We start from the raw sequence: 22,477 nt of genomic DNA, 5'->3' as shown, positions 1-22,477 counted from the left end.
CCCCACCGTTCGTACGGGACCCCGCGCCCGGAGAGGACGCGGCCAAGGAGTTCCAGTGCGGCACGGTGGGGCTGTCGGTGGTGGCCAAGAGCGTCCACGACCGAAAAGGGGCGTGCGAGACCGCCAGGAAGGTGGCCAAGGCGGCCATGGACGGCAGCGCGCCGGGGACCAGCGGATTCGCCGGCCTGACGGTGCAGGTCGACGGGCAGACCTGGGTGTGCCAGGACCGGCAGGGCGACGACGACCCGGACCCGCACGGGCTCTGCGCCAACACCGGCGACGAGCCGGAGGAAGAGGTGCGCCTGTACTCGTGACCGGCCGGAAAAGGCCGGGGCCCGCACGGTGCCCCGCGGGGTCGCGGCACGCGAGCAGCCGGCCCTGCCGGAACATCGCCACGATCGAGAGGAGCCGACGTTGTCGCGTACCCGGCACCGCCTGCTGCCCTGCGCCGTCTTCGTCGCCATCGCCCTCGGCCCCGCGAACGCCGTCGCGCTGTCGCGCAGCCCCGATCCGTGCGATCAGGAGTGCCAGGCGGGTATCACGGAGGGTTACCGCCGAGGCGTTCAAGACTGCCGCAACGGCTGCCCCGGCGCCGCCACCGCCTTCGGCTCCGAGGAGTACACCACCGGATGGCAGAAGGGTTACCGGCAGGGCTTCAAAGACTGCGGCCGGTAAGGCGCTACGCCGTGAAGACGGTGTTCGCCCAGGCCAACGCGTTACTCGCCGAGCAGGGACGGGCCCGGGGATGCCGTGGAACGGCGGGCCACAAGGGTCGGGGTGACGGAGAAGCGGACCGCGGCGGTACGGCCGGCGATGCGTTCGAGCAGCAGCCGGCCGGCGGTCTGGCCCATGATGGCGCCGTCCTGGTCGACGCTGGTCAGCGCCACGTGCGCGAGGCCGGTCAGGCGTGCGTTGTCGTAGCCCGCCACCGAGATGTCGCCGGGCACGCTCAGGCCCGCCTCGTGAACGGCCGCGAGGGCGCCGAAGGCGGCCTGGTCGGCGCCGGCGAAGATGGCCGTGGGGCGGGGGTCGCGAACCAGCAGCTCGCGCGCGCCGTCGTAGCCGCCTTCCTCCGTGTAGGAGGTGGCGGCGATGGCGATGTGGTCGGCCAGGCCGTGCTCGGTCATCATCCGCTCGTAGGTCGCGGCCCTGATCGTGTGCAGCAGGGCAGTGCGGCCCCCGACGGTGTCCTTCTGCGTGATGTGCGCGATGCGGCGATGGCCGAGCGCGATGAGGTGCTCGACCACGAGCTCGGCGCCGACCTCGTCGTCGTCGAGCACGCAGTCGTACAGCGCCGAGCGGTCGTGGCGGCCGAGCACGACGAGGGGGATGTCCTTCGCGAGTTTCTCCAGTTGTCCTCTCGGGCAGACCGGGGCGACCCAGAGGACGCCGTCCACCTGCCGGTCGACCAGCGCGTCACTGGCCCGACGCTCTGCCGCGGGGTCGTTGCCGCCGCTCTGGACCATGATCGCTTGGTAGCCGCTGGCGGAGATCTCATCTGTCAGGCCGTCGAGGATGTCGGCGAAGAAGGGGTTGCGGATGTGCGGCAGGAGCACGCCGATGGTGAAGGTGCGCCCGCGCATGGCCCGGGCCGCGTTGTGGGGGCGGTAGCCGAGTTCGTCGATGGCGGCCTGCACCTTGAGCCGCATGGCCTCGCTGACGCCGTAGGCGTTGCGCAGCACTTTCGACACCGCTGTGGTGGAGACCTGGGCGTGCTCGGCCACGTCGGTGATGGTCACCCTGCGCCGCCGGTCTCGTGTGACCATGTGCCACCTTCCGTCCAGTCGATTCTATGGGTCCGACGTGGTGGGTAACGTTACCCATCTTTTCGATCTGAAGGATGGCTGAGCCCCTGTTCACAACAGTCACGATAGGGGACCGTTCCCCAAGGAAACTCTTGACGGCCTGCCAGGTACCGCCTACGTTAACTCGCATCGGGGGGCGCTTAAATCGTTTCAACGAACCCGGAGGGGCGTTGTGAAGACCTCGCACCGCATGACGGGAGCGGCCCTTGCCGTTCTCGCGATGGCGGCCCTGACCTCGTGCGGCTCGGGCTCCGATTCGGGAACCGCCGCCGCCGGCTCGGTCACCTTGAAGTTCCTCATCGACAACAGCCCGGCCACCGTGGACACCGCCAAGGCGCTCGCGGACACGTTCATGCAGGCCAATCCCACTATCAAGATCGAGACCGAGACTCGGCCCGGAGGCAGCGAGGGCGACAACATCGTCAAGACCCGGCTGTCGACGGGCGACATGTCGGATGTGTTCTGGTACAACTCCGGGTCGCTGCTGCAGGCGCTCAACCCCGCGCAGACCATGGTCGACCTCACCGGCGACCCGGTGCTGGCCAACGTGGCCAAGGACTTCCTGCCCGTGGTCAGCCAGGAGGGCAAGGTCTACGGCGTGCCCGGCGGCACCGCCATGGGCGGCGGCATTCTCTACAACCGCAAGGTCTACGAGCAGCTCAAGCTGGAGGTGCCCAAGACCTGGGCCGACTTCGTGGCCAACAGCGACAAGATCAAGGCAGCCGGTATCGCGCCGGTGATCGGCACGTTCAAGGACACCTGGACCTCGCAGCTGTTCGTGCTGGGCGACTACTACAACGTGCAGGCGGCGGTGCCGACCTTCGCTCAGGACTACACGGCCAACAAGGCCAAGTTCGCCACCACCCCCGCCGCCCAGGCCGGCTTCGACCACCTGGCCGAGGTGCACGCCAAGGGCTACCTGCAGGAGGGCTTCGGCTCGGCCACCGCCGACCAGGGCATGAAGCTGCTGGCCGAGGGCAAGGGCGCGCACTACCCGATGCTGAGCGCCCAGCTCCCGCCGTTCGTCGCCACCATGCCCCAGGCGGCCACCGACATCGGCTTCTTCGGCATCCCCGGCACTGACGCCGCCAAGAACGGCGCCACGATCTGGGAGCCGGCCGGCGTCTACATCGCCAAGACCACCGAGAACCTGGAGGCGGCCAAGAAGTTCCTGGCCTTCGTCGCCTCGCCGGCCGCCGCCGACGCCGTCACCAAGGCCGTGCCGCCTGCCGGGCCGTACCGGATCACCGGGGCCGAGCTGCCCGACGACGCCATCCAGGCGGCCAAGGACCTGCAGGCCTACGTGGACGAGGGCACCACGGCGCCGGCGCTGGAGTTCGTCTCGCCGGTGAAGGGCCCGTCGCTGGAGCAGATCACGGTCGCCGTCGGCTCCGGCCTGACCCCGGCCGCCGAGGGGGCCGCCCAGTACGACAAGGACGTCGAGAAGCAGGCCAAGCAGCTGGGGTTGGCAGGGTGGTGACCACGCAGGACACCGGGCCCCGCATGGGGCCCGGCCCGGCACCCGGGCGGGCGCACGCCCGCGCCTCCCGCCGCCGGCGCGACGCGGCCTACCCGTACGCGCTCTACCTGCCCGCCGCGGTCGTGTTCCTGGTCATCTTCCTGGTGCCGACGGCGATGGCCTTTTACTTCGCGCTCACCCGTTGGACGTTGTTCGACAGCGAGTTCGTCGGTCTGCAGAACTTCCGCGACTTCCTGGCCGAGCAGAACCTGCGCATCGGCTTCCAGAACACGATCATCTACGCCGTCGTCACCAGCGGCCTCAAGGTCGTGCTCGGGCTGCTGCTCGGCGTACTGCTCACCGGCAGGCTGCGGCTGCGCGGATTCCTGCGCTCGGTGGTGTTCTTCCCGACGCTGGTCTCCACGGTCGCGGTCGGCATCACCTTCGCCATGCTGCTCAAACCGCAGACCGGCCTGGTCAACCAGGCCCTCGCGCTGGTCGGCGTCGACGGCCGCGACTGGCTCGGCGACGCCGCCACCGCGCTGCTGTCGGTCGCGCTGGTGGACGTGTGGAAGGGCGTCGGCCTGGCCACCGTCATCTACATCGCCGGCATCATGACCATCCCGCGCGAGTACTACCAGGCCGTCGCGGTGGATGGCGGCGGCGCCTGGCACCGCTTCCGGCACGTCACGCTGCCGCTGTCCTGGCCGGCCACCTACTCGGTGATCATCCTGTCGTTCGTCGGCGGGCTGCGCTCGTTCGACCTCATCTGGACGATGACCCGCGGCGGCCCCGGCTTCACCAGCGACACCATCGCCTCGATCATCTACAAGCAGTACCAGGCCGGCTTCTTCGGCCTGTCGACCGCCGGCAACGTGATCCTCTTCATCGTCGTCACGGCCATCGCCGTGCCGCTCAACTACTTCCTCGGCAAGAGGCAGGTCACCGCATGACAGCACTGAGAAGGCTCAGCGGCGAGGTCGTCGCGCTGGTCCTGGCCACCGCGATCTTCCTGGTCCCGTTCGGGCTCATGCTGCTGACCGCCGTCAAGGACCCGGAACAGGCCATCGACCTGGACTTCGCCTGGCCCACCAGCTGGCCGGTCGTCGAGAACTTCATGGCCGTGATCGAGGCGCGCGACTACGTGCTGCTGCGCGCCTACGTCAACAGCACCATCATCACCGTCGCCTCGGTCGCCCTGCTCGTCGTTTTCGCCGCCATGGCCTCGTTCGTCCTGCAGCGCCGCCCGGGCAAGGTCGCGAAGCTGGCCGACTTCCTCGTCCTGTCGGGGCTGATCATCCCGCCCGCGGTGGTGCCGACGATCTGGCTGCTGCAGGCGCTCGGCCTGTTCAAGACGCTGCCCGGGATGATCCTCGCGGAAGTGGCCTTCAATCTGTCGTTCGCGATGCTGCTGTTCCGCGCGTTCGTCGCGGCCATCCCGCGCGAGCTGGACGAGGCCGCCCAGATCGACGGCTGCAGCGGCATGCGGCTGTTCTTCCGGGTGATCTTCCCGCTGCTGCGGCCGGTGACCATCACGGTCATCCTGGTCAGCTCGGTCAACATCTTCAACGACTTCGTCAACCCGCTCTACCTGCTACCCGGCGACGAGAACGCCACCGTGCAGGTCACCCTCTACAACTTCCAGAGCCAGTACAACACCCAGTGGAACCTGCTGTTCATGGACATCGTCCTGATCACGATCCCCCCGCTGGTGCTGTTCGTCTTCTTCAACCGCAAGATCGTCGCCGGCATGACCGCCGGTGCCATCAAGGGATGACATGACCTCTCTGCACGTTTCCGCCCCTGCCTTCGAACACCACCGTGACCCCCTCGGCATCGGCGAACCCGAACCGCGCCTGTCCTGGACCGTCACGACGGACATCCCGGACTGGGCCCAGCAGGCATACGAGATCGAACTCGGCGACGGCCTGTCCACCGGCCGGGTCGAGTCGAACGAGTCCGCGCTCGTGCCGTGGCCCGGCGCGCCGCTGGGTTCGCGGGAACGGCGCGCCGCACGGGTACGGGTGCACGGCGCCGACGGCTCCGCCAGCGACTGGAGCGCGTGGTCGCACGTGGAAACCGGCCTGCTGGACCCCGCCGACTGGCATGCCACGGCCGCCGCGCCACCGCCGGAACTGCTCAGCGCGCCCGACGGCCCCGCGCTCCTGCTGCGCCGCGGCTTCACCCTGCGCGCCCCGATCGAGCGCGCCCGCCTCTACATCACGGCCCACGGCGTCTACGAGGCCGAGATCAACGGTCGAGTGGTCGGCGACGACGTGCTCGCCCCCGGCTGGACCAGCTACCACCACCGCCTGCGCTACCGCACCCACGACGTCACCGGCCTGCTTCGCGAGGGCGCCAACGCCATCGGCGCCACCCTCGCCGACGGCTGGTACCGGGGCCGCGTCGGCTTCGGCGGCGGCAAGAGCGACATCTACGGCGAGCGCACCGCCCTCATCGCGCGGCTCGAGATCGCCTACATCGACGGCACCACCGACGTGATCGTCACCGATGACGAGTGGCGCTGCGCCTCCGGCCCGGTCACCGAGGCCGGCCTGTACGACGGGGAGAAACACGACGCGCGCCGGCATCCCGCGGGCTGGTCCGAGCCCGGCTTCGACGACTCCTCCTGGCTGCCCGCCGACGCCCTCTCCCACGATCCGGCGCTGCTGGTCGCGCCCACGGGCCCGCCCGTGCGCCGTATCCAGACGCTGTCCCCCACCGAGGTGCTGACCGGCCCGAACGGCGAGACCCTGGTGGACTTCGGCCAGAATCTCGTCGGCCGCCTGCGCATCCGCGTGCAGGGCCCGGCCGGGCACACCGTCACCCTGCGCCACGCCGAGGTCCTGGAGAACGGCGCCCTCGCCGTACGCCCGCTGCGCGCGGCCGCCGCCGAGGACCGCTACACGCTGCGCGGCGACGCCGAGCCGGAGACCTTCGAGCCCCGCTTCACCACGCACGGCTTCCGCTACGCGCAGATCGACGGCTGGCCCGGGGCGTTCGACCCGGCTGACGTGGTGGCCGTGGTCTGTCACACCGATATGCGGCCCGTCGGCGCGTTCGAGTGTTCCGACCCGCTGCTGAACCGGCTGCACGACAACGTGGTCTGGAGCATGCGAGGCAACTACGTCGACCTGCCCACCGACTGCCCGCAGCGCGACGAGCGGCTCGGCTGGACCGGCGACATCCAGGTCTTCGCCCCCGCCGCCGCCTTCCTGTACGACTGCGCGGGGCCGCTGTCGTCGTGGCTGGCCGACCTGGCCGCCGAGCAGGCCCAGGTGGGCACCGTGCCGCACTACGTGCCGTGGGTGCCGCTGGTGTTCGGCGTCTCCCCGACAGCCGCCTGGGGTGACGCCGCCGTGCTCGTCCCGTGGACGCTCTATGAACGCACCGGCGACCTCGGCCTGCTGCGGCGCCAGTACCCGAGCATGACCGCGTGGGTGGACCAGGTCGCCTCCCTCACCAGGGACCACCTGTGGGACGAGGGCTTCCAGTTCGGCGACTGGCTCGACCCGGCCGCGCCCGCGGACAACCCCGGCAAGGCGCGTACCGACCGGGCGCTCGTCGCCACCGCCTACCACGCCTGGTCGGCTCAGGTCGTGGCGGACGCGGCGGCGCTGCTCGGCCATGACGCCGACGCCGCCCGCTACGCCGAGCTGGCCGGGCACGTGCGGACGGCCTTCCGCCGCGAGTTCGTCACCCCGTCCGGCCGGCTGGCCTGCGACACCCAGACCGCCTACGCCCTCGCCTTGACCGTGGACCTGTTCGATGGCCCCGAACAGCGCGAACGCGCCGGACGCCGCCTCGTCGAGCTCGTCGCCGGCGACGACCACCGCATCGGCACCGGCTTCGTCGGCACGCCGCTCATCTGCGACGCCCTGTGCTCGGTCGGCGCCTACGACACCGCCTACCGGCTGCTGACCCAGCGCAACCGCCCGTCCTGGCTGTATCCGGTGACGATGGGCGCCACCACGATCTGGGAGCGCTGGGACAGCATGCTGCCCGACGGCTCGGTCAACCCGGGGGAGATGACCTCTTTCAATCACTACGCGCTCGGCGCGGTCGCGGACTGGATGCACCGCACCGTGGCCGGTCTCGCCCCGGCCGGACCCGGCTACCGCCGCATCTCCGTCCGCCCGCGTCCCGGTGGCGGCCTCACCCACGCCCGCGCCGCCCACCACACCCCCTACGGCGAGGCGGAGGTGCACTGGCGGCGCGACGGGGAGCGGCTGACCGTCGCCGTCCGCGTCCCGCAGAACACGACCGCCATCGTCGACCTGCCCGGAGAGCCCGCTTTCGAGGCCGGCCCCGGACGGCACGAGTTCCACTGCACCTTGCCGGACCCCCTTTGAGATGCCGAACAGGCCGGTCATGTTCCCGGAGCGGCACGTGGGCACGGGATGCCTCAGTCGGTGGTCACCTTCCGGCCAGCCGGCGGCCCCGCAGCCACACGCCGGCGATATCGAGTGTGGCGTCGATGTCCGCCGTTGGATCGCCGTCGACCAGCAGGAGGCCGGCGCGCAGTCCAGGCGCGATGCGACCGCGGTCGTGGAGGCGAAGCGGCCGGCGGGGGCGGCACCGTCACTTGAGCCCAGGCAGCCTGAAGAGCCAGTACGCTCCCTGCTGGCCCGAGAAGCTGTATGGCGTCTTCACCGCATCCGGATAACCGTACGTCGTGCCGATCTTGTCGCCCCGTGTCCTGTCCCGGGAGGCTTCGGCGGTGTTGTAGACGCTCGCGACGGTGATGGAAACCTTCTTCCCGATCTCAGAGGCCTTGGCGACGAGGTCGGCGTAGAAGATCTGGAGGCGGGCCTTGCAGCCCGTGCATGGCCCGATGTTGCTGATCAGGATGACCTGGATGCTTTCGGTGGCGACGCTGAGTCCTTGATCGCTGATCCAGTCGTAGGCTTCGAGCAGAGTGGCGACCTCGCTGTCCTGCTGTGAGAGCCTGGCCTCGTCCGGGCTGACGTCCTCGGGACATGGGGCGCCGTCTGCCGCCGTGAGGGTGTAGTAGCCCTGACCGGACCGGGGTGCCGCGACCGGGGTCAAGTAGCAGCGTTCCGCGTCGCCCTCGGCAGGGATCTCATCGTCGACGATCACCATGATGCGGGAGTACAGGCCGGGTTCCCCCACCTGATGGTCCTTCGCGGCGCGCTCGTGGATCGTGCCCAGCTCCCGTACGATCGCCTGGGTTCGCGCGTCAGAGCTTTGAGCGTGGGTGTGGGACATCGTCGTCCTCTTTCATCGGGGATTCCACATTCTCACCGGGGGAGAGGGAATCAAGGGCTGCCGGTGTCCGGCTCCGGCCAGCGCACTCTGCACGAGGATCGCGATCCTGCCGGAGGCCGAGCCGGCATCGGCCAGCCGTCGAGGGGCGGCATCGTCTCCTCGGCCCGGTACGGCGGCTCGAGCGCTTTCACCGGCCACTGGCCGCCACCCGCACCCGGCCATGAGGCTCCACCCGTCACAAGAAGGACCGATGAGCCTGAAAGCAAGTCCTCCTCTCCTCCTTTGCGGTGTGGCCGGCGGACCCTTCCTCATCGAGGGCGCATCGCGCGCCGACTACGACCCCATCCGGCATCCGGTCGGCTCTTTGGCGCTGGGCTCCCGCCCAAGGCGTACACAGCCGGCGCGGCGCACTCCACGACTTCCCCTTCTCGCGATCCACTGCGACGTCCCGCCTGCCTTGGGACGCCCGGCGTCTTCGGTGGCTCAGACCAGCGCACTGGCCAGCAGGAAGATCGCGGTTCCGTGAGCGAGGGCCGCGGCGATGACGCCGCTGCGCAATCGCAGGAAGGCGCAGATCAGCCCCTCGTACAGGGTGAAGGCCAGTAGCGGCCAGCCGGCGTCGGTGACCGTCGAGGCCAGGAAGGCGTGGCAGGCGGCGAACAGCAGCGCCGACAGCAGCGCCGCGCGGGTGGCGCCGGTGTGCTGTTCGAGCCGTCCCTGCAGGAATCCGCGGAACAGGACCTCCTCGGCGAGGTTGCCGACCAGGCTGAACGCCAGCAGTACCGGCAGCAACGTGACGGCGACGTTCCCGCCCCGCTGCGCGATCGGCGTCAATGGCGACAGCAGCAAGACCGGGCCGGCGGCCAGCACGCCGCCGCCGATGCCCCATCCGACGGTGACCGGAATGAACCGGCCCCAGCGCACCAAGGAGCTGAGCTCACCGTCCAGGCGCAGCACCCCCAACGTCAGTGCCAGCGTGCCGAGGCCGAACAGCAGCAGGATGCCCACCTGGTCGGTGAAGCGCAGCCACGGAACCGCTCCCGCGACGCCGAGCCGCCAGAATCCCAGCGGCGTCATCGCATCCCTGATCAGGACGAAGCCGAAGACGAGCGTCATGATGCGCAGCAGCGGGTCACGCTCGCCACGCGCCAGCGCGAAGCAGGCGCCGATCAGCAGCAGGCCGGGCAGGATCCGGACCCCGTAGGCCAGAAGGTCGGGCAGCACGAAGACGTCTCCGTTCGGGAGGGGAAGCAGGGAGAGAACGGGGCGACGAGCCCGCCGTTCAATACTGCGAGCTATTCTCAGTTTTCGGTACTCGCATTGGAGGATCGTGCTCACGCCCCGTAAACAGCCCCGCCAGCAGCGCTCCCGCGAGACGGTCGCGGCGATCCTGGAGGCAGCCGCTCAGCTTTTCCAGCGCCACGGCTACGCCGACACCACCACCAACAAGATCGCCGAACGCGCCGGGGTGTCCATCGGATCGCTGTATCAGTACTTTCCGAACAAGGACGCGCTGCTGGTCGCGCTGGCCGAGCACTACCTCATCCAGAGCACTGAACAGATCGCCCAGGTCTTCGCCCGCGCCGCGGAGGATCGCCCGCCCCTGCCCGACCTGCTCACGGACCTGGTGGAGTGCGTGGCCACCCTGCACACCGACCGGCCCGGCCTGCACCGGCTGCTGTTCGACCAAGCCCCCCGCACCCCCGACCTGGTCACCCGCCTCCGCCAAGCCGAACGGCGGATCGCCCACGCGCTGGCGGGTGAACTGCGGCGCCTGCGAGCCGGCGGCCCCAATCCCGACCTGAACGCCCTGCTGGCCGTGCAGGGCATCGAGGCACAACTGCACGGCGTTCTGCTCGACCTCCCGCCCGACGGCGACGCCCCCGGCCACGTGCGCGCAGTGATCCGCCTCTGGCAGCTGGCCCTGTCCGAGCCCTGCCGGCTTCAGGACGTTCGCTGACGACCGGCCGGACGGTTCGTCCTGACACGCGTTCGACTTGGATCGGATCCCGGGTCAGGAGGAAAGGACGGCTTCCGCCTCATCGACGGGCAGTGGCCGCCGATCCGCGACCACGTCTCGCTGCCGACCGACTTCGCCGCCGGCCAGTCCCTGATGGGCCTGTCGCCGGCCAAGCCCTTCGGGTGAGCCAGACCGACGCCGGCGATCCTGTCACGTACATGAGGGACGATCTCTGAGGTTGGAAGCCTTGTCGTAAGAGCCGACCAGGCGGGCCAGTTGCCGGCCCGCCGCCCGCAAAGGCTCTTCGCTCCGGTTGACCTGGGCCGTCACTTCGGCACCTTCCAGCGTGCTGATGATCGTGCTCGCCAGATCCTTCGCGTCCTCGGCGTCAAGGCCCGAGCGCAGCAGTTTGTCGTACACCAGCTGCTCCCAGGCGCGCAGCGCGGCCGCGCAGACGCGCTGGATCTCGGAATCGCTGCCAAGCGTCTCCAGGGCCGCCGCAGTGATCGGGCAGCCGTCGACCCAGCCTGACTCGCGTAGTGCCTCGGCGAGTCGGCGGGCGCAGGCGTTCACCGCGGCGCTCGGGCTCTCCTCGCTGTCCAGCGCCGCCCGCAGGAGGGCCGAGAACTCCTGGTCGCCATGCTTGATGGCGGCCACGGCGACGGCTTCCTTGCCCTCGGGGAAGAAGTGGTAGACGGAGCCGAGCGTGGCCTGCGCCTCCCTGGCTATCTGCTTGATACCGGTGCCGACGTAGCCCTGGCGCTGCAGGAGGCGCGCTGCGGTGATGACGATTCGGTCGCGGGTGCTGGTCTGGGCCATGACCGCAGCTTACTAGTTAGAACGTTCGTTTTAGAGTGTGCTATCGTCCCTGACATGCTCTGAGTAGAGCGTTCTTTTTAATCCTGCTTCCGGAGGTAGTCATCGTGAGCAGCAAGCAGCCTGTGACCGTCATCGGGTTGGGGCCGATGGGGCAGGCCATGGCCCGCGCATTCCTTGACAAGGGTTACCGGGTCACCGTCTGGAACCGCACCGCGTCCCGCGCGGACGCGCTGGTCGAACAGGGGGCCGTACGAGCAGGCAGCGTGGAGGAGGCGCTGGCCGCCAGCGAACTCGTGGTCTTGAGCCTCACCGATTACGACGCCGTGCATTCCCTGCTGGAACCCGCGGCCCGCGCCCTGACCGGCCGCGTACTGGTCAACCTCAGCTCCGACACCCCGGAGAAGACCCGCGCGGGAGCGCGGTGGGTCGCCGAGCACGGCGGAGTGCAACTCTCCGGTGGCGTCACCGTGCCGCCCTCGGGCATCGGCAATCCCAAGTCGTACACCTTCTACAGCGGCCCCCGGTCCGCGTTCGAAGCCCACCGGCCCACCCTCGAAGCACTGACCGGCACCGACTACCGCGGCGAGGACCCCGGACTGGCCGCGCTGTTCTACCAGATCGGCATGGTCATGTTCTGGACCTCGATGCTCAGCTACTGGCAGGCCATCGCCCTGGCCGACGCCAACGGCCTCACCGCGGCCGACGTCCTGCCGCACGCCACCGAGACCATGGCGACGATGCCGAACTTCCTGTCCTTCTACGCGCAACGCATCGACGCCGGGGAGCACGGCGGCGACGTGGACCGTCTGGCCATGGGCATGGCCAGCGTCGAGCATGTCCTGCACACCAACGCCGACGCGGGCGTGGACACCGCCCTTCCAGCCGCCGTGGTCGAGCTGTTCCGGCGCGGCATGAAGGCCGGACACGCGGCTGACAGCTTCTCCAGCCTCGTCGAACTGATGAAGAAGCCGGCAGCCTAGGAGAACCGGCAGCCTAAAAGAAGCCGGGCCGTTCCGCCTGGCCGAGGCTGGCGGGTGACGGGCACGCGCGGTCCGCGGGCGCGGCGACTGCGGTTCTTCCTGCCGGAGTCGGGCTGGGATCCCGACGATCAACGAGCGGCTGCTGCAGTCTGTCCTGCCCGTCGGAAGTGATCTGTAGTCCTCACCAGCCCGCCACCCGGTCGGGTCACCCACGCCCACCACTACCGCGCCCATCCCGCCCGACCACGGTCCTCAACTCCTCGGGCTCAGCACGTGGGACCACATGAGGGCCATCGGTCGTGATGGCGCCGGCGAGTCGGCGCCCGCCCTCGGTTCAGGTCAGCGCGTTGATACGACCGGCATCCACCAGGTCCCCGCTGATGGCGAAGTCGAGGCAGCCGGGTGCCCGGCGGGCCAGCTCAATGACGCCCACGCAGTCCGCGCGATAGCGCTCGCGCTGCTCCCCGTTCAGCACGCCCGAAGCCGCTCCTGTTCCCATGGCCGCACGTGCGGGCGAGTCGCCGCGGCGCGCGGGCCAGGTGGCTAACCTCCAGGTAACCACGCACTTCGAAGTGCGTTCTTGTGGCACGTACCGTTCCGAATGAACAGTGTTCTGCATGAACATGTCACATGAACGCATCAGCATCCTCGGTCTGGGAGCCATGGGCCGCGCGCTCGCGAGTGCCCTCCTCGAAGCCGGCCGAGAGGTGACGCTCTGGAACCGTACTCCCGGGAAGGCGGGTGGGCTCGTTGCGCGCGGCGCCCGGGAGGCGTCGAGCGTGGAAGACGCCGTGGGGGCGGGTGACCTGACGGTCGCATGCCTGCTGGACGACGCCAGCGTCCGCGAGACGCTCGCGCCGGCCATGCCGAAGCTGGCCGGCAGGACGCTCGTCAACCTCACCAGTGGCTCTGTACGGCAGGCACGCGAACTCGCCGGATGGCTCGAGCGGTACGGGGTGAGCCTCCTCGCCGGGGGAATCATGGCCGTACCTCCGACGGTGGGGACGGGGGGAGCCTTCATCCTCTACAGCGGTGCGCGTGACCTGTTCGACCGTGTCGCCCCCGTGCTTGCTCCCATCGGCCGCCCTCATTGGGTGGGCGAGGACCCGGGGTTCGCGGCACTGTACGACATGGCCGCGCTGAGCGGCATGTACGGCATGGGCGCCGGGACGGACCACGCCGTGGCCTTGGTCCACGCGGAAGGCGGCGACGTGGACACGTTCAAGCGCGAGGTGCTCCAGCCGTGGATGGAGCAGATGCTCCCGATCATGGTCGCGGGTGCCGATGTGAGCGAATCCGTCCCGGACGAGTACAACCCCGCGATGCAGGCGACCGGTCTGGAGAACATCCTCTCGGCCTCCGGGGAGGCGGGAGTGCCCGCGGATCTGGCGGGACACCTGCGCGCCTCTCTGTGGCGGATGCGGCGCGCCCTCGCCGCCCGCTGAGCCGTACCAGAACATCCACGAGCAGTGCGGGGCGAGCCGTCCTGGCTGCCATGAGGCGGCTACGCAGCCCGACCCGCTCCTGCGCCCTCGACGCCGCGATGGACGCCGTCGAGGGCAGGAGCACATCCATGTCACGGGCGGTCCGGCAGAGCGCACACAGCATGACCGGCAACTCGGTAGCGATCGGTACCGAGGAGTACAATTGTGGCATGGGTGGTTCCCGGAATACTGTCATGGGCCGGCCTCGGGAATTCGACATCGACGAGGCGCTGGAGCGCGCCATGCAGGTGTTCTGGGAGCGGGGATACGAGGGGGCGACCCTCTCCGATCTGACCGGTGCCATGGGGATCACCAAGACGAGCATGTACGCGGCCTTCGGCAACAAGGAGCAGCTGTTCCGCAGGGCACTGGAGCGCTACACCGAGGGGCCGGCCTCCTACGCGAGGCGCGCCCTGGAGGAGCCGACCGCACGAGGGGTGGCCGAGGCGCTCCTCCGTGGAGCGGTTCGCACCACGACCCTTTCCGAGGGCCATCCTGGATGCCTGGCAGTGCAGGGCGCGCTGGCGGCGAGCGACGGAGGCCGGCCCGCGCACGATCTGCTCGTCGGCTGGCGGAACGATGCGGCCCTCCGCCTTGAGGAGCGCCTCCAGCGCGCCGTCGACGAGGGAGACCTCCCGCGTGACGCCGACGCGGGGCGACTGGCCCGATACATTATGACGGTGGCGTTCGGCATCGCCGTCCAGGCCGCCGGCGGCCTCGCTCACGACGAACTCCAGGACATCGCCGACATGGCACTGCGCAGCTGGCAGGCATAGCGGGTGTGCGGCTCTCTGCCGAGATGAGGCCGGCGCAGACACTCGCCAGGCGGACCGTTGACGTGCTCGCTCTCCGACGTGGACCCGGGAAGCGGACCTCGCCGAAGGCCGGCGGAGCGGCGCATGCGAGCGGATGGCCCTCGCGGCAAGGGTCAGGCTGCTCCCAGCGGTGTGGTGCTGCGCCCTACGAAGGCTTCGCATCGGCCGCCGGGGGACGTAGGCCGTCGAGGGCGGTCTGGAAGATCGGCTCGAGGTAAGGCTGATCGCCGTTGATCGTGGCGATGGCGACGATCATGTCGAGGATCTGCTCGAGCGTGAGGTCGTGGCGGACTTCATGAGTACGTCGCGCGGCGGCGAGCAGCGGTTGGCCGGCGGCGCGCACCCTGGCCCGGTTCCGGCCGATCACGGGATCGATGCGGTCGCCGTTCGCCGTGCCTGCCGTGCCTGCCGTGTCCGCCGCGTCCGCCGCGTCCGCGAGCAGCTCGGCGGCGATGTGGTGCTTGCTGGTGGAAAAGGCGAAGAACTGGCGCAGCCAGGCCGTGAACGCCGCCCCGGGCGTCTCGCCGGATGCGGTCTCGGCGGCCTCGCAGACGGCGTTGATCTCGTCGGTCCAGAGGGTTTCGAGGAGCGCTCGCCGGCTGGCGAAGTTGCGATAGAACGTCGCCATGCCGACTCCTGCGCGTCGCGAGATCTCGGCCATCGATATGTGCGGCTCGGAGCCGGCGAACGCGGCGCGGGCGACCGCGAGGATCTTGCCGCGGTTGCGCTCGGCGTCGGCGCGTTTCGCAGGTGATCGGGACTGCATCTGAGACACCGGATTCCCCAAGCGGACAGGTCATCCGACACTGTATGCGGAGAGGGTATCCGTATCAAGGAGTGGCTCACCCCCCGCAAGCCTGCCGCGCACCGATGAGCGCGGAAGAAGGGGGCGGGATGGGGGTTGGAAACGGAGAGGCTATCCGTTACATTACCGGATAGCCTCTCCGTTTCGGGGAGTGCGCCTTCGACCCACCCCAGACACGAAGCGCCGGCAGATGCGTCCGGCTGGAAGGAATCGGCATGACCGAGCACGGCAGCACCCCGCCCGTGGCGGAGACGGCCCGGCGCGACATCCCCGCGTTCGCCCGCCCCGGCGACCGGCTCATGTCCATCGGCGGCCGGCGCGTGCCCGCGGCGTCGGGACAGACCCTGCAGAACGTGGACCCGGCCACGGAGTCACCGCTGGCGAGCATTCCGAGAGGCGGCCCCGCGGACGTCGACGCGGCGGTGCGCGCCGCGCAGCAGGCGTTCGCCGATCCGTCGTGGTCGGACATCGACCCCGACGAGCGCGGCCGGATCCTGATCCAGATCGCCGACGTCTTCGAGCAGCACGCCGACGAGATGGCGACCGTCGAATCCCTGAACATGGGCATGCCGATCAGGATGACGCGGTTCATGATGGCCGACGTCGTCAAGATCTTCAGGCATGCCGCGGGCTGGCCGACCAAGCTGTACGGGCAGACCGCTCCGACGCCCGGCAACCGGATGGTCTACACGCGCAGGCAGCCCCTCGGCGTCGTCGGCGCCATCTGGGGCTGGAACGGCCCCATGCCGCAGCTGGCGCTCAAGCTCGCCCCCGCGCTGGCCACCGGCAACACCGCGGTGCTCAAGCCGCCGGAGTGGGCCTCCCTCACCACCCTGCGCTTCGCCGAGCTGCTCGAGTCCACCGGCCTGCCTCCGGGTGTGGTGAACGTCGTCACGGGCACCGGCGCCGAGGCCGGCGAGGCCTTGGTCCGGCACCCTGGCGTGGCCAAGATCGCCTTCACCGGCTCGACCCGCACCGGCAAGCACGTGCACGAGGTCGTCAGCGCGGACCTCAAGCACCTGACCCTCGAACTCGGCGGCAAGTCGCCGGCCATCGTCTGCGCCGACGCCGACCTCGAGCAGGCCGCGCACGGGGTCGCGGCCGGCTTCCTGCTCGGCAGCGGACAGGCCTGCGTCGCCACGACCCGCGTCTTCGTCCAGGAGGGAGTGCGCGAGGAGTTCACCGAACTCCTGACGAAGGCCATGGCGGCGTTCACCCCGGGAGACCCCCTCGACCCGGCGACCCTCATGGGGCCGCTCGCCCACCGGCGGCACTTCGACCGGGTGATGTCGTACTTCGACATCGCGGCCCAGGAGGGGGCGACCGTCCGCACCGGCGGCACCCGGTACGGGGACCACGGATGGTTCGTCGCGCCGACCCTGCTCGACGACGTCACCCCGGGCATGCGTGTCGTCGAGGAGGAGATCTTCGGACCGGTGGGCGCGCTGATGAGCTTCACCGACCTGGACGACGCCGTCGCCAAGGCCAACGACACCGAGTACGGGCTGGCCGCCTCCGTGTGGACGAACGACCTGGCCACGGCGCACCGCCTCGCCGCTGAGATCGACGCCGGCACGGTCTGGGTCAACACCTATGGCGAGATGACCACCGGCTCGGTTCCCTTCGGCGGCTTCAAGCAGTCCGGGATCGGCCGTGAGGGCGGGCTGGAGGTGCTGGACGCGTACACGCAGAGCAAGGCGGTCCTCATCGCCCTGTGAAGTACGAGACCTACCACCCCCGTTCAGGCCTTCTTATGCGAAAGGCGTCATGTCAGTGGACACCGCCGCACTCTCCATCCGGCCGGCCCGTTCCGAACGTTTACGACTGATCCTCGCCCTCGGCGCGCTCGTCGCCCTCGGGCCGCTCACGGTCGACATGTACCTCCCCGCCCTGCCGGCGATCGTCGACGACCTGCACACCACGGAGCCCCTGGTCCAGCTCACCCTGACCGGTACGCTGCTCGGGCTCGGCCTCGGCCAGCTCGTCATCGGTCCGTTCTCCGACGCCGTCGGCCGGCGTCCCCCGCTGATCATCGGCACGGGCCTGCACGTCATCACGTCCGTGTTGTCGGTGTTCGCCTGGGATATCACCGTGCTCGGCGTGCTGCGCACGGTGCAGGGCATCGGCGCCGCGGCGGCGACGGTGGTCGCGATGGCCGTCGTTCGCGACCTGTTCGAAGGCCGCGCCGCCGCCACGGTGATCTCCCGGCTGATGCTGGTGATGGGAGCCGCACCGGTCCTCGCACCTTCGCTGGGCAGCGCGGTGCTGATCGCCGGCTCCTGGCGGTGGGTCTTCGGCGCGCTGGCGCTGCTGGGTGTCGTGTTGATCGTGGTGGCGGCGTACGGGCTGCCGGAGACCCTTCCGCCGCGGCGCCGCCGCTCGGGCGGGGTCCGGCAGGTTCTGGGCGCGTACAGGTCCATCCTCGGCGACGCCGAGTTCGTGATCCTGGCGCTGGTGGCCGGGCTCGGCTTCGGCGCCGTGTTCGCCTACATTTCCGGCTCCGCGTTCGTCCTTCAGCAGCAGTACGGGCTCGACCAGCAGGAATTCGGGCTGGCCTTCGGGCTCGGCGCCCTGGCTCTCGTCGGTGGCACCCAGCTCAACCCGGTGCTGCTCGGCCGGTCCGGCCCCGGAGGCATCGTGTTCTGCGGACTCGCCGCCGCGACCACCGCCGGCCTCGTGCTCACCGTGTTGCAGACGGCCCACATCGGCGGGCTCGCCGGCTTCGTCGTACCGCTCTTCTGCATGCTCGCCGCGGTCGCGCTCGTCCTGCCCAACACCCCCGCACTCGCCCTCTCCCGGCACGGCGAAGCCGCCGGCACCGCCGCCGCCGTGCTGGGCGCCCTCCAATTCGGCCTCGGCTCCCTGCTCGCTCCCGTCGTCGGCGTCCTCGGCAACGACGGGCCCGCCACCGCCATCACCATGACCGGCTCCATCGCCATCGCCCTCCTCGCCTTCTCGGCCCTCGCCCTCCGAGGCCGCCGTACCCTCGCCCCGCAGGACGCGGACTGACAACGTCCCCGGGCGCCCGCCGCCGCCCGGAGACGACGCCAGCGGTGCCCGGAGGCGTACGGCCGGGGCCGGAGCGCGTGGCCGCCCGACCTGCCCAATGAGCCGGCGGGCCTGGTGAGACGGCAGGTGGGCCCGGCGGGCTCAGGAAGGCTCTTTGTGGGCGCAGCCCGCGGTCGAACGGCCGGAGACGCCGGCGAGCACCCGGCGGAGCTCCACCAGCGAGTCGTCCAGCGCGGCACGCTGGTCCGTGGCGCGGGCGATGTCCAGGGCGCTTTCGCAGATCCCGCCGTACAGCAGCGAGGTGGCGGGATCCAGCGGCCGTTCGGAGATGCACCCGGCCTCGACCGCGATGGCCAGCCCCCGCCGCATCTGGTCCTTGCATCCCGCCTGGATGTCGCGCATGGCGGACCAGCCGAGCGCGCCCGGCGCCTCCAGCAGGGTGATCCGGCGGACGGCGGGTTCCAAGGACGCTTCCAGCAGGGCGCGGCAGCCCGCGAACACTCCGTCCCACGGATCTGTCCGGGCTTGGAACGCCTGCCGGACGGTCGCGGCAAGCTCCTTCTGGTCGGCGGCGTAGACCTCGCGGAAGATGTGTTCCTTGTTGCTGAAGTGGTGATAGAAGGCGCCGCGCGTCACCTTGGCCCTGGCGCAGATGGCGTCCAGGGAGGTGGCGGTGAAACCTTCATCGATGAAGAGCTCGCGAGCCGCCGCGACCAGAGCGCCCGTGGTCGCCCTGGTGCGTTCCTGCTGGCTCCGGCGCGCGCTTGTGTTCGTTGTCACCCTTATCCTCCCGACCTGAACCGAGGATAGAAGACCGTACGCGGCGCCGGCGTCCCGGACGGGCCGATCGTCCTCACACGTCGAGCAGGGGCATGACACGCGCGGCGAACCGCTCCAGGGCCGCGTGGTGGTCGCCGGCCGCCAGGCGGATGACGAGGTGCCGGGCCCCTGCCCCGATGTAGCGGTTCAGCCAGGCGGCGGCGTCCGCCGGAGGGCCGGCGAACATGGCCTGGATCTTCTCCACCGTCTCCAACGGGGCGTTGTAGTAGCGCTCGATGCTCTTGCGCAGGAGCGTGCGCGCGTGCCGGGGATCGTCGTCAAGGCAGAGCGTCGCGTACAGGGCGGCGGTGACCGGACGGGGCGCCAGCCGGTGGACGGCCGCCCGCTCGCGAGCGTAGTCAGTGACGTCGGGCGGATAGGGCAACCAGCCGTCGCCCAGGCGGGCCACCCGCCGCAGGGAGGGTTCGCCGCTTCCCGCCAGCCAGATCGGCGGCCCTCCCGGACGGGCCGGGGCGGGCGCGAGGGTGACGCCGCGGAAGTCGAAGTGCCGGCCGGCGAACGACACGTCCTTGCCGCTCCACAACCGCCGCATCGCCTCGATCGACTCCTCGAGGCGGCTGAAGCGGGTCCGGAAGGGGACGCCGATCGCGTCGAACTGCGCCTCGGTGCCGGCGGTGGGGAAGCCGGCGCCCATCCCCACGATCAGCCGTCCGCCGGCGAGCCGGTCCAGCGTGGCGAGCTGGTGCGCCACCAGGATCGGATGCCGGAGCGTGGGCAGCATCATCGCGGTGCCGAGCGTGAGCCGCGGTGCGGCGACGGCGACGGCGGACAGCAGGAGCAGGGGATCGGCGCGGGGCCGGGTGAGAGGGCTGTCTCCGGTCCAGACGGAATCGAACCCGAGGACGTCGGCGTGGCGGGCATGCTCGATCAGCCGGGCCAAATCGTCGTCACCGCCCGCGGCGCGGTCGCGGGTCGGCAACAGGTAACCGATCTTCACCTCGGGCACGTCGCACCTTTCTTCACGGGATTTCGTTCTCGGCATCGGGTCAGGAGCCGCATGCGTCCTGCAGGAGGACGTCCGCCAGGGCGCCCGGTGCGGTGACCATGGCGTCGTGGCCGGCGTCCAGGACCGTGGCCGCCCAGCCGTGCTCGTCGGCGAGCCGGGCGAACGGCATGGGGCCACCGGGCGTGCAGAGCACCGCGCGGCACGGGATCGTGTCGACGGCCCCGGACAACCGGGCCGGCTCGGAGAACGTTCGCCGCGGATGGGGGGTCAGCTTGGGTTCCAGCCATGCGACCTGGTCCGGTTCGGTCACGCCGACGGTTGCCGCGGGGGCGGGCGGGATCAGGCCGTCGACGGTGACCGATGCGATCCAGTCGCGGAAGAAGGCAGGGGCCAGGTCGTCCAGCGACTCCCCGTCGCGGCCCGCCCAGGCGTCGACCATGGTGATGCGGGAGACGCGTCCCGGCATGCGGTCGGCGGCCTCGCGCACGACGAGACCGGCGTAGCTGTGCCCGACGAGCACGACTTCCCGGAGATCCTCGTACCTCAGCAGGCCCAGCAGGTCGTCCGCGTGCGTCCGCAGGCCGATCTCGGGCCCCGCCAGGTGGGCGCGCTCACCGAGGCCGGTCAGCGTCGGGGTGTGGACCTCGTGCCCGGCCTCCCGCAACCGCGCGGCCACGCGGCGCCAGCACCAGCCGCCGTGCCAAGCACCATGAACCAGCACGTAGGTCGTCATCGCGCCGCCTCTTCCGCACGCTCGCGCCAGGCGGTGAACTTCGCCGCCGCGGCCTCGGTGGACAGTCCGAGCTGCTCGCACATCTGGTGGAAGTCGAAAAAGAACCGTTCATGTGCGATCAGCCCGTCCCGCACGGTCCAGTGGCAGGCGAACGGCAGTGCGAAGGACCTGCCCGTGGGTTCGATCCCCACCAGGCTCTCCGTCATGGTGGCCCGGACCGTCCCGGCGCCGACGGCCAGCTCACCGGCCTCGACCAGGTACTCCAACTCCACGCCGTAGTCGGGGAAGGTGCGCAGGAACGCGGTGTTCTGCCGGGCGACCTCGTCCCAGCCGGTCGCGACGGCCCGGAAGGGGATCGTCTCGAAGACGACGTCCGGGTGACAGAACCGCATCGCCGCCGGGATGTCGGCACGGCTCTTCGCGCGTGCGTAGGCCCGTACGACCTCGGTCGGCGTGACGTGCTTCTCGGACATCTCCGTGTCTCCTTGTCTCACTCGGGCTCGCCGACGGCGAGCACGATCTTGCCGGTGGTGTGGCCGTCGGCGATGCGGTCGTGGGCCGCGGCCGCCTGCGCCAGCGGGAACACCGCGTCGACATGCACCTTGAGCCGACCATCGGCGACGAGCTCGGCCAGTGCGCCGAGCCCGGCGCCGTCGGGGTCGACGAGGTAGTCCACGGCGCGCACGCCGAGTTCGCCGGCACGCTCGTGCAACCCCGGAGTCCAGGCCGCCTGGCCACTGACCAGGACGCCGCCCGGCCGCAGGCATTCCAGCGTCGCGAGCCCCGCCCGGCCGCCGAACATCTGGATGACGACGTCCACGTCCCGCACCACGGAGGACACCTCGGCCGTGGTGTAGTCGATCACCTCGTCCGCGCCCAGTCCGCGGACGAAGGCGTGTTTGGCGGCGCTCGCGGTGCCGGTCACGTGCGCGCCGCGGGCCTTGGCGATCTGGACCGCCAGGTGCCCCACGCCTCCGGCCGCGCCCGCGACCAGGACCCGTTGTCCGGGGGCGAGGGCGGCGACCTCGACGAGCATCTGCCACGCCGTCAGGCCGGCCAGCGGCAGCGCCGCCGCCTCGGTGAAGGCCAGGCCCTCCGGCATTCGGGTGAAATGGCGGGCGGGGGCGGTGACGTACTCGGCGTAGCCGCCCGCCGCGCGGGGGAACCACGGCATTCCGAAAACCCTGTCGCCCGGCTGGAACCGGGGCGTGCCGTAGCCGGTCCCCACCACCTCCCCTGCGACGTCCCAGCCGTTGATGAACGGCAGGTCGAGCACCCGGTTGTACGCCTGCCCGCGGCGCGTGTAGACGTCCACCGGATTGACCCCGGCCGCCACGACCCTGACGAGCACCTCGCCGAAGACCGGCGCCGGTCTCGCCACCTCGACCAGCGCCATGGTCTCGCTGTCGCCCCACGCCGATTGTTGTATCGCCTGCATGAGCGTTCCTCCTGGAAATATCCCTCAGATGGTTACATACATACTGCATGTATGTAAATAGGCATACGCGGCCCGCGCTGCTGAGCAGAACCGACACCGCCGTTCGGGGGACACGATGAGAGGGCCGATGGGTGGGCTCTGAGAGGGTGGGGTGG

The 22,477-nt window shown here is 70.3% G+C and carries 23 protein-coding genes; 12 read left to right on the top strand and 11 right to left on the bottom strand.

Annotated features, from left to right (window positions below; genetic code table 11):
* The first annotated feature begins 65 nt into the window (after positions 1-65).
* Both E1292_RS15375 and E1292_RS15370 read left to right on the top strand, forming a co-directional pair.
* Positions 66-314 carry a hypothetical protein gene (locus tag E1292_RS15375; protein WP_132595825.1) on the top strand — a complete coding sequence of 83 codons (249 nt, stop codon included), beginning with the start codon at positions 66-68 and terminating at the stop codon, positions 312-314.
* Positions 315-414: 100 nt separating this feature from the next.
* Positions 415-675, top strand: a complete 261-nt coding sequence (locus tag E1292_RS15370) for a hypothetical protein (RefSeq protein ID WP_132595824.1) — start codon at positions 415-417, stop codon at positions 673-675.
* A gap of 41 nt (positions 676-716) precedes the next feature.
* Here E1292_RS15370 and E1292_RS15365 read toward each other — a convergent pair whose 3' ends face one another.
* Positions 717-1,766, bottom strand: coding sequence for a LacI family DNA-binding transcriptional regulator (locus E1292_RS15365; RefSeq protein ID WP_132595823.1), 1,050 nt, complete (start codon positions 1,764-1,766; stop codon positions 717-719).
* Between the two features lie 211 nt (positions 1,767-1,977).
* Here E1292_RS15365 and E1292_RS15360 point away from each other — a divergent pair, with 211 nt between their 5' ends.
* Genes E1292_RS15360 through E1292_RS15345 form a run of 4 tightly spaced genes read left to right on the top strand, consistent with a single transcriptional unit; the run spans position 1,978 to position 7,616 of the window.
* Entirely contained in the window at positions 1,978-3,285 is a 1,308-nt protein-coding gene (locus E1292_RS15360) for an ABC transporter substrate-binding protein (RefSeq protein ID WP_220446852.1), read from the top strand.
* Positions 3,282-4,217 carry a carbohydrate ABC transporter permease gene (locus tag E1292_RS15355; protein ID WP_220446851.1) on the top strand — a complete coding sequence of 312 codons (936 nt, stop codon included), beginning with the start codon at positions 3,282-3,284 and terminating at the stop codon, positions 4,215-4,217. Before E1292_RS15360 ends, E1292_RS15355 begins: the two co-directional genes overlap by 4 nt.
* Positions 4,214-5,041 carry a carbohydrate ABC transporter permease gene (locus E1292_RS15350; protein ID WP_132595822.1) on the top strand — a complete coding sequence of 276 codons (828 nt, stop codon included), beginning with the start codon at positions 4,214-4,216 and terminating at the stop codon, positions 5,039-5,041. Before E1292_RS15355 ends, E1292_RS15350 begins: the two co-directional genes overlap by 4 nt.
* A 1-nt stretch (position 5,042) precedes the next feature.
* Positions 5,043-7,616 carry a glycoside hydrolase family 78 protein gene (locus E1292_RS15345; protein ID WP_132595821.1) on the top strand — a complete coding sequence of 858 codons (2,574 nt, stop codon included), beginning with the start codon at positions 5,043-5,045 and terminating at the stop codon, positions 7,614-7,616.
* A 229-nt stretch (positions 7,617-7,845) separates the two neighbouring features.
* On the opposite strand, the gene E1292_RS15335 is transcribed toward E1292_RS15345, so the two are convergent.
* Entirely contained in the window at positions 7,846-8,493 is a 648-nt protein-coding gene (locus E1292_RS15335) for a hypothetical protein (protein WP_132595820.1), read from the bottom strand.
* A gap of 483 nt (positions 8,494-8,976) precedes the next feature.
* The gene (locus E1292_RS15330) at positions 8,977-9,717 is read right to left on the bottom strand and encodes a CPBP family glutamic-type intramembrane protease (protein WP_165974549.1); all 741 of its coding nucleotides are present in this window, start codon (positions 9,715-9,717) and stop codon (positions 8,977-8,979) included.
* A gap of 106 nt (positions 9,718-9,823) precedes the next feature.
* Between E1292_RS15330 and E1292_RS15325 the strand changes: the two genes are divergently transcribed.
* Complete coding sequence (locus tag E1292_RS15325; protein WP_220446850.1) at positions 9,824-10,453, top strand: TetR/AcrR family transcriptional regulator; 630 nt, start codon at positions 9,824-9,826, stop codon at positions 10,451-10,453.
* A 210-nt stretch (positions 10,454-10,663) separates the two neighbouring features.
* On the opposite strand, the gene E1292_RS15320 is transcribed toward E1292_RS15325, so the two are convergent.
* Entirely contained in the window at positions 10,664-11,272 is a 609-nt protein-coding gene (locus E1292_RS15320; protein WP_132595818.1) for a TetR/AcrR family transcriptional regulator, read from the bottom strand.
* Between the two features lie 104 nt (positions 11,273-11,376).
* On the opposite strand from E1292_RS15320, the gene E1292_RS15315 reads away from it, so the two are divergent.
* The gene (locus E1292_RS15315) at positions 11,377-12,252 is read left to right on the top strand and encodes an NAD(P)-dependent oxidoreductase (protein WP_132595817.1); all 876 of its coding nucleotides are present in this window, start codon (positions 11,377-11,379) and stop codon (positions 12,250-12,252) included.
* Between the two features lie 334 nt (positions 12,253-12,586).
* Here the strand turns inward: E1292_RS15315 and E1292_RS51085 are convergent, their stop codons facing one another.
* A complete protein-coding gene (locus E1292_RS51085) occupies positions 12,587-12,727 on the bottom strand; it encodes an NIPSNAP family protein (RefSeq protein ID WP_165974547.1) in 141 nt (46 codons plus the stop codon).
* Positions 12,728-12,869: 142 nt separating this feature from the next.
* Here E1292_RS51085 and E1292_RS15310 point away from each other — a divergent pair, with 142 nt between their 5' ends.
* Positions 12,870-13,697 (top strand): NAD(P)-dependent oxidoreductase, encoded by an 828-nt coding sequence (locus tag E1292_RS15310; RefSeq protein ID WP_220446849.1) that lies wholly within the window; start codon positions 12,870-12,872, stop codon positions 13,695-13,697.
* Positions 13,698-13,906: 209 nt separating this feature from the next.
* Positions 13,907-14,512, top strand: coding sequence for a TetR/AcrR family transcriptional regulator (locus E1292_RS15305; protein WP_132595816.1), 606 nt, complete (start codon positions 13,907-13,909; stop codon positions 14,510-14,512).
* Between the two features lie 184 nt (positions 14,513-14,696).
* On the opposite strand, the gene E1292_RS15300 is transcribed toward E1292_RS15305, so the two are convergent.
* Positions 14,697-15,338, bottom strand: coding sequence for a TetR/AcrR family transcriptional regulator (locus E1292_RS15300; RefSeq protein WP_220446848.1), 642 nt, complete (start codon positions 15,336-15,338; stop codon positions 14,697-14,699).
* A gap of 233 nt (positions 15,339-15,571) precedes the next feature.
* Between E1292_RS15300 and E1292_RS15295 the strand changes: the two genes are divergently transcribed.
* Both E1292_RS15295 and E1292_RS15290 read left to right on the top strand, forming a co-directional pair.
* Complete coding sequence (locus E1292_RS15295) at positions 15,572-17,074, top strand: aldehyde dehydrogenase family protein (protein ID WP_132595815.1); 1,503 nt, start codon at positions 15,572-15,574, stop codon at positions 17,072-17,074.
* A 49-nt stretch (positions 17,075-17,123) separates the two neighbouring features.
* Positions 17,124-18,365: a multidrug effflux MFS transporter gene (locus E1292_RS15290; RefSeq protein ID WP_132595814.1), complete on the top strand. Its 1,242-nt coding sequence runs from the start codon at positions 17,124-17,126 to the stop codon at positions 18,363-18,365.
* A gap of 141 nt (positions 18,366-18,506) precedes the next feature.
* Here the strand turns inward: E1292_RS15290 and E1292_RS15285 are convergent, their stop codons facing one another.
* From E1292_RS15285 to E1292_RS15265, 5 genes are all read right to left on the bottom strand, one after another.
* Positions 18,507-19,145 (bottom strand): TetR/AcrR family transcriptional regulator, encoded by a 639-nt coding sequence (locus E1292_RS15285; RefSeq protein WP_132595813.1) that lies wholly within the window; start codon positions 19,143-19,145, stop codon positions 18,507-18,509.
* Positions 19,146-19,218: 73 nt separating this feature from the next.
* Positions 19,219-20,151 carry an LLM class flavin-dependent oxidoreductase gene (locus E1292_RS15280; protein ID WP_132595812.1) on the bottom strand — a complete coding sequence of 311 codons (933 nt, stop codon included), beginning with the start codon at positions 20,149-20,151 and terminating at the stop codon, positions 19,219-19,221.
* Between the two features lie 40 nt (positions 20,152-20,191).
* The gene (locus E1292_RS15275) at positions 20,192-20,884 is read right to left on the bottom strand and encodes an alpha/beta fold hydrolase (protein ID WP_132595811.1); all 693 of its coding nucleotides are present in this window, start codon (positions 20,882-20,884) and stop codon (positions 20,192-20,194) included.
* Positions 20,881-21,357, bottom strand: coding sequence for an ester cyclase (locus tag E1292_RS15270; RefSeq protein ID WP_132595810.1), 477 nt, complete (start codon positions 21,355-21,357; stop codon positions 20,881-20,883). Before E1292_RS15270 ends, E1292_RS15275 begins: the two co-directional genes overlap by 4 nt.
* A gap of 17 nt (positions 21,358-21,374) precedes the next feature.
* Positions 21,375-22,322 carry an NADP-dependent oxidoreductase gene (locus tag E1292_RS15265; RefSeq protein ID WP_132595809.1) on the bottom strand — a complete coding sequence of 316 codons (948 nt, stop codon included), beginning with the start codon at positions 22,320-22,322 and terminating at the stop codon, positions 21,375-21,377.
* Positions 22,323-22,477 lie beyond the last annotated feature (155 nt).

Origin of the sequence: Nonomuraea deserti, assembly GCF_004348685.1 — a bacterium.
Lineage (GTDB): Bacteria > Actinomycetota > Actinomycetes > Streptosporangiales > Streptosporangiaceae > Nonomuraea > Nonomuraea deserti.
Note: the sequence above shows the minus strand (reverse complement) of the source record. Positions and strands in the feature narration are given on the sequence as shown.

What these genes read in the sequence shown, in the direction of transcription:
- E1292_RS15275 (WP_132595811.1), bottom strand. Translation starts at nt 20,884, where the DNA reads ATGACGACCTACGTGCTGGTTCATGGTGCTTGGCACGGCGGCTGGTGC.
- E1292_RS15320 (WP_132595818.1), bottom strand. Translation starts at nt 11,272, where the DNA reads ATGGCCCAGACCAGCACCCGCGACCGAATCGTCATCACCGCAGCGCGC.
- E1292_RS15335 (WP_132595820.1), bottom strand. Translation starts at nt 8,493, where the DNA reads ATGTCCCACACCCACGCTCAAAGCTCTGACGCGCGAACCCAGGCGATC.
- E1292_RS15265 (WP_132595809.1), bottom strand. Translation starts at nt 22,322, where the DNA reads ATGCAGGCGATACAACAATCGGCGTGGGGCGACAGCGAGACCATGGCG.
- E1292_RS15350 (WP_132595822.1), top strand. Translation starts at nt 4,214, where the DNA reads ATGACAGCACTGAGAAGGCTCAGCGGCGAGGTCGTCGCGCTGGTCCTG.
- E1292_RS15345 (WP_132595821.1), top strand. Translation starts at nt 5,043, where the DNA reads ATGACCTCTCTGCACGTTTCCGCCCCTGCCTTCGAACACCACCGTGAC.
- E1292_RS15270 (WP_132595810.1), bottom strand. Translation starts at nt 21,357, where the DNA reads ATGTCCGAGAAGCACGTCACGCCGACCGAGGTCGTACGGGCCTACGCA.
- E1292_RS15295 (WP_132595815.1), top strand. Translation starts at nt 15,572, where the DNA reads ATGACCGAGCACGGCAGCACCCCGCCCGTGGCGGAGACGGCCCGGCGC.
- E1292_RS15365 (WP_132595823.1), bottom strand. Translation starts at nt 1,766, where the DNA reads ATGGTCACACGAGACCGGCGGCGCAGGGTGACCATCACCGACGTGGCC.
- E1292_RS15305 (WP_132595816.1), top strand. Translation starts at nt 13,907, where the DNA reads ATGGGTGGTTCCCGGAATACTGTCATGGGCCGGCCTCGGGAATTCGAC.
- E1292_RS15310 (WP_220446849.1), top strand. Translation starts at nt 12,870, where the DNA reads ATGAACATGTCACATGAACGCATCAGCATCCTCGGTCTGGGAGCCATG.
- E1292_RS15290 (WP_132595814.1), top strand. Translation starts at nt 17,124, where the DNA reads ATGTCAGTGGACACCGCCGCACTCTCCATCCGGCCGGCCCGTTCCGAA.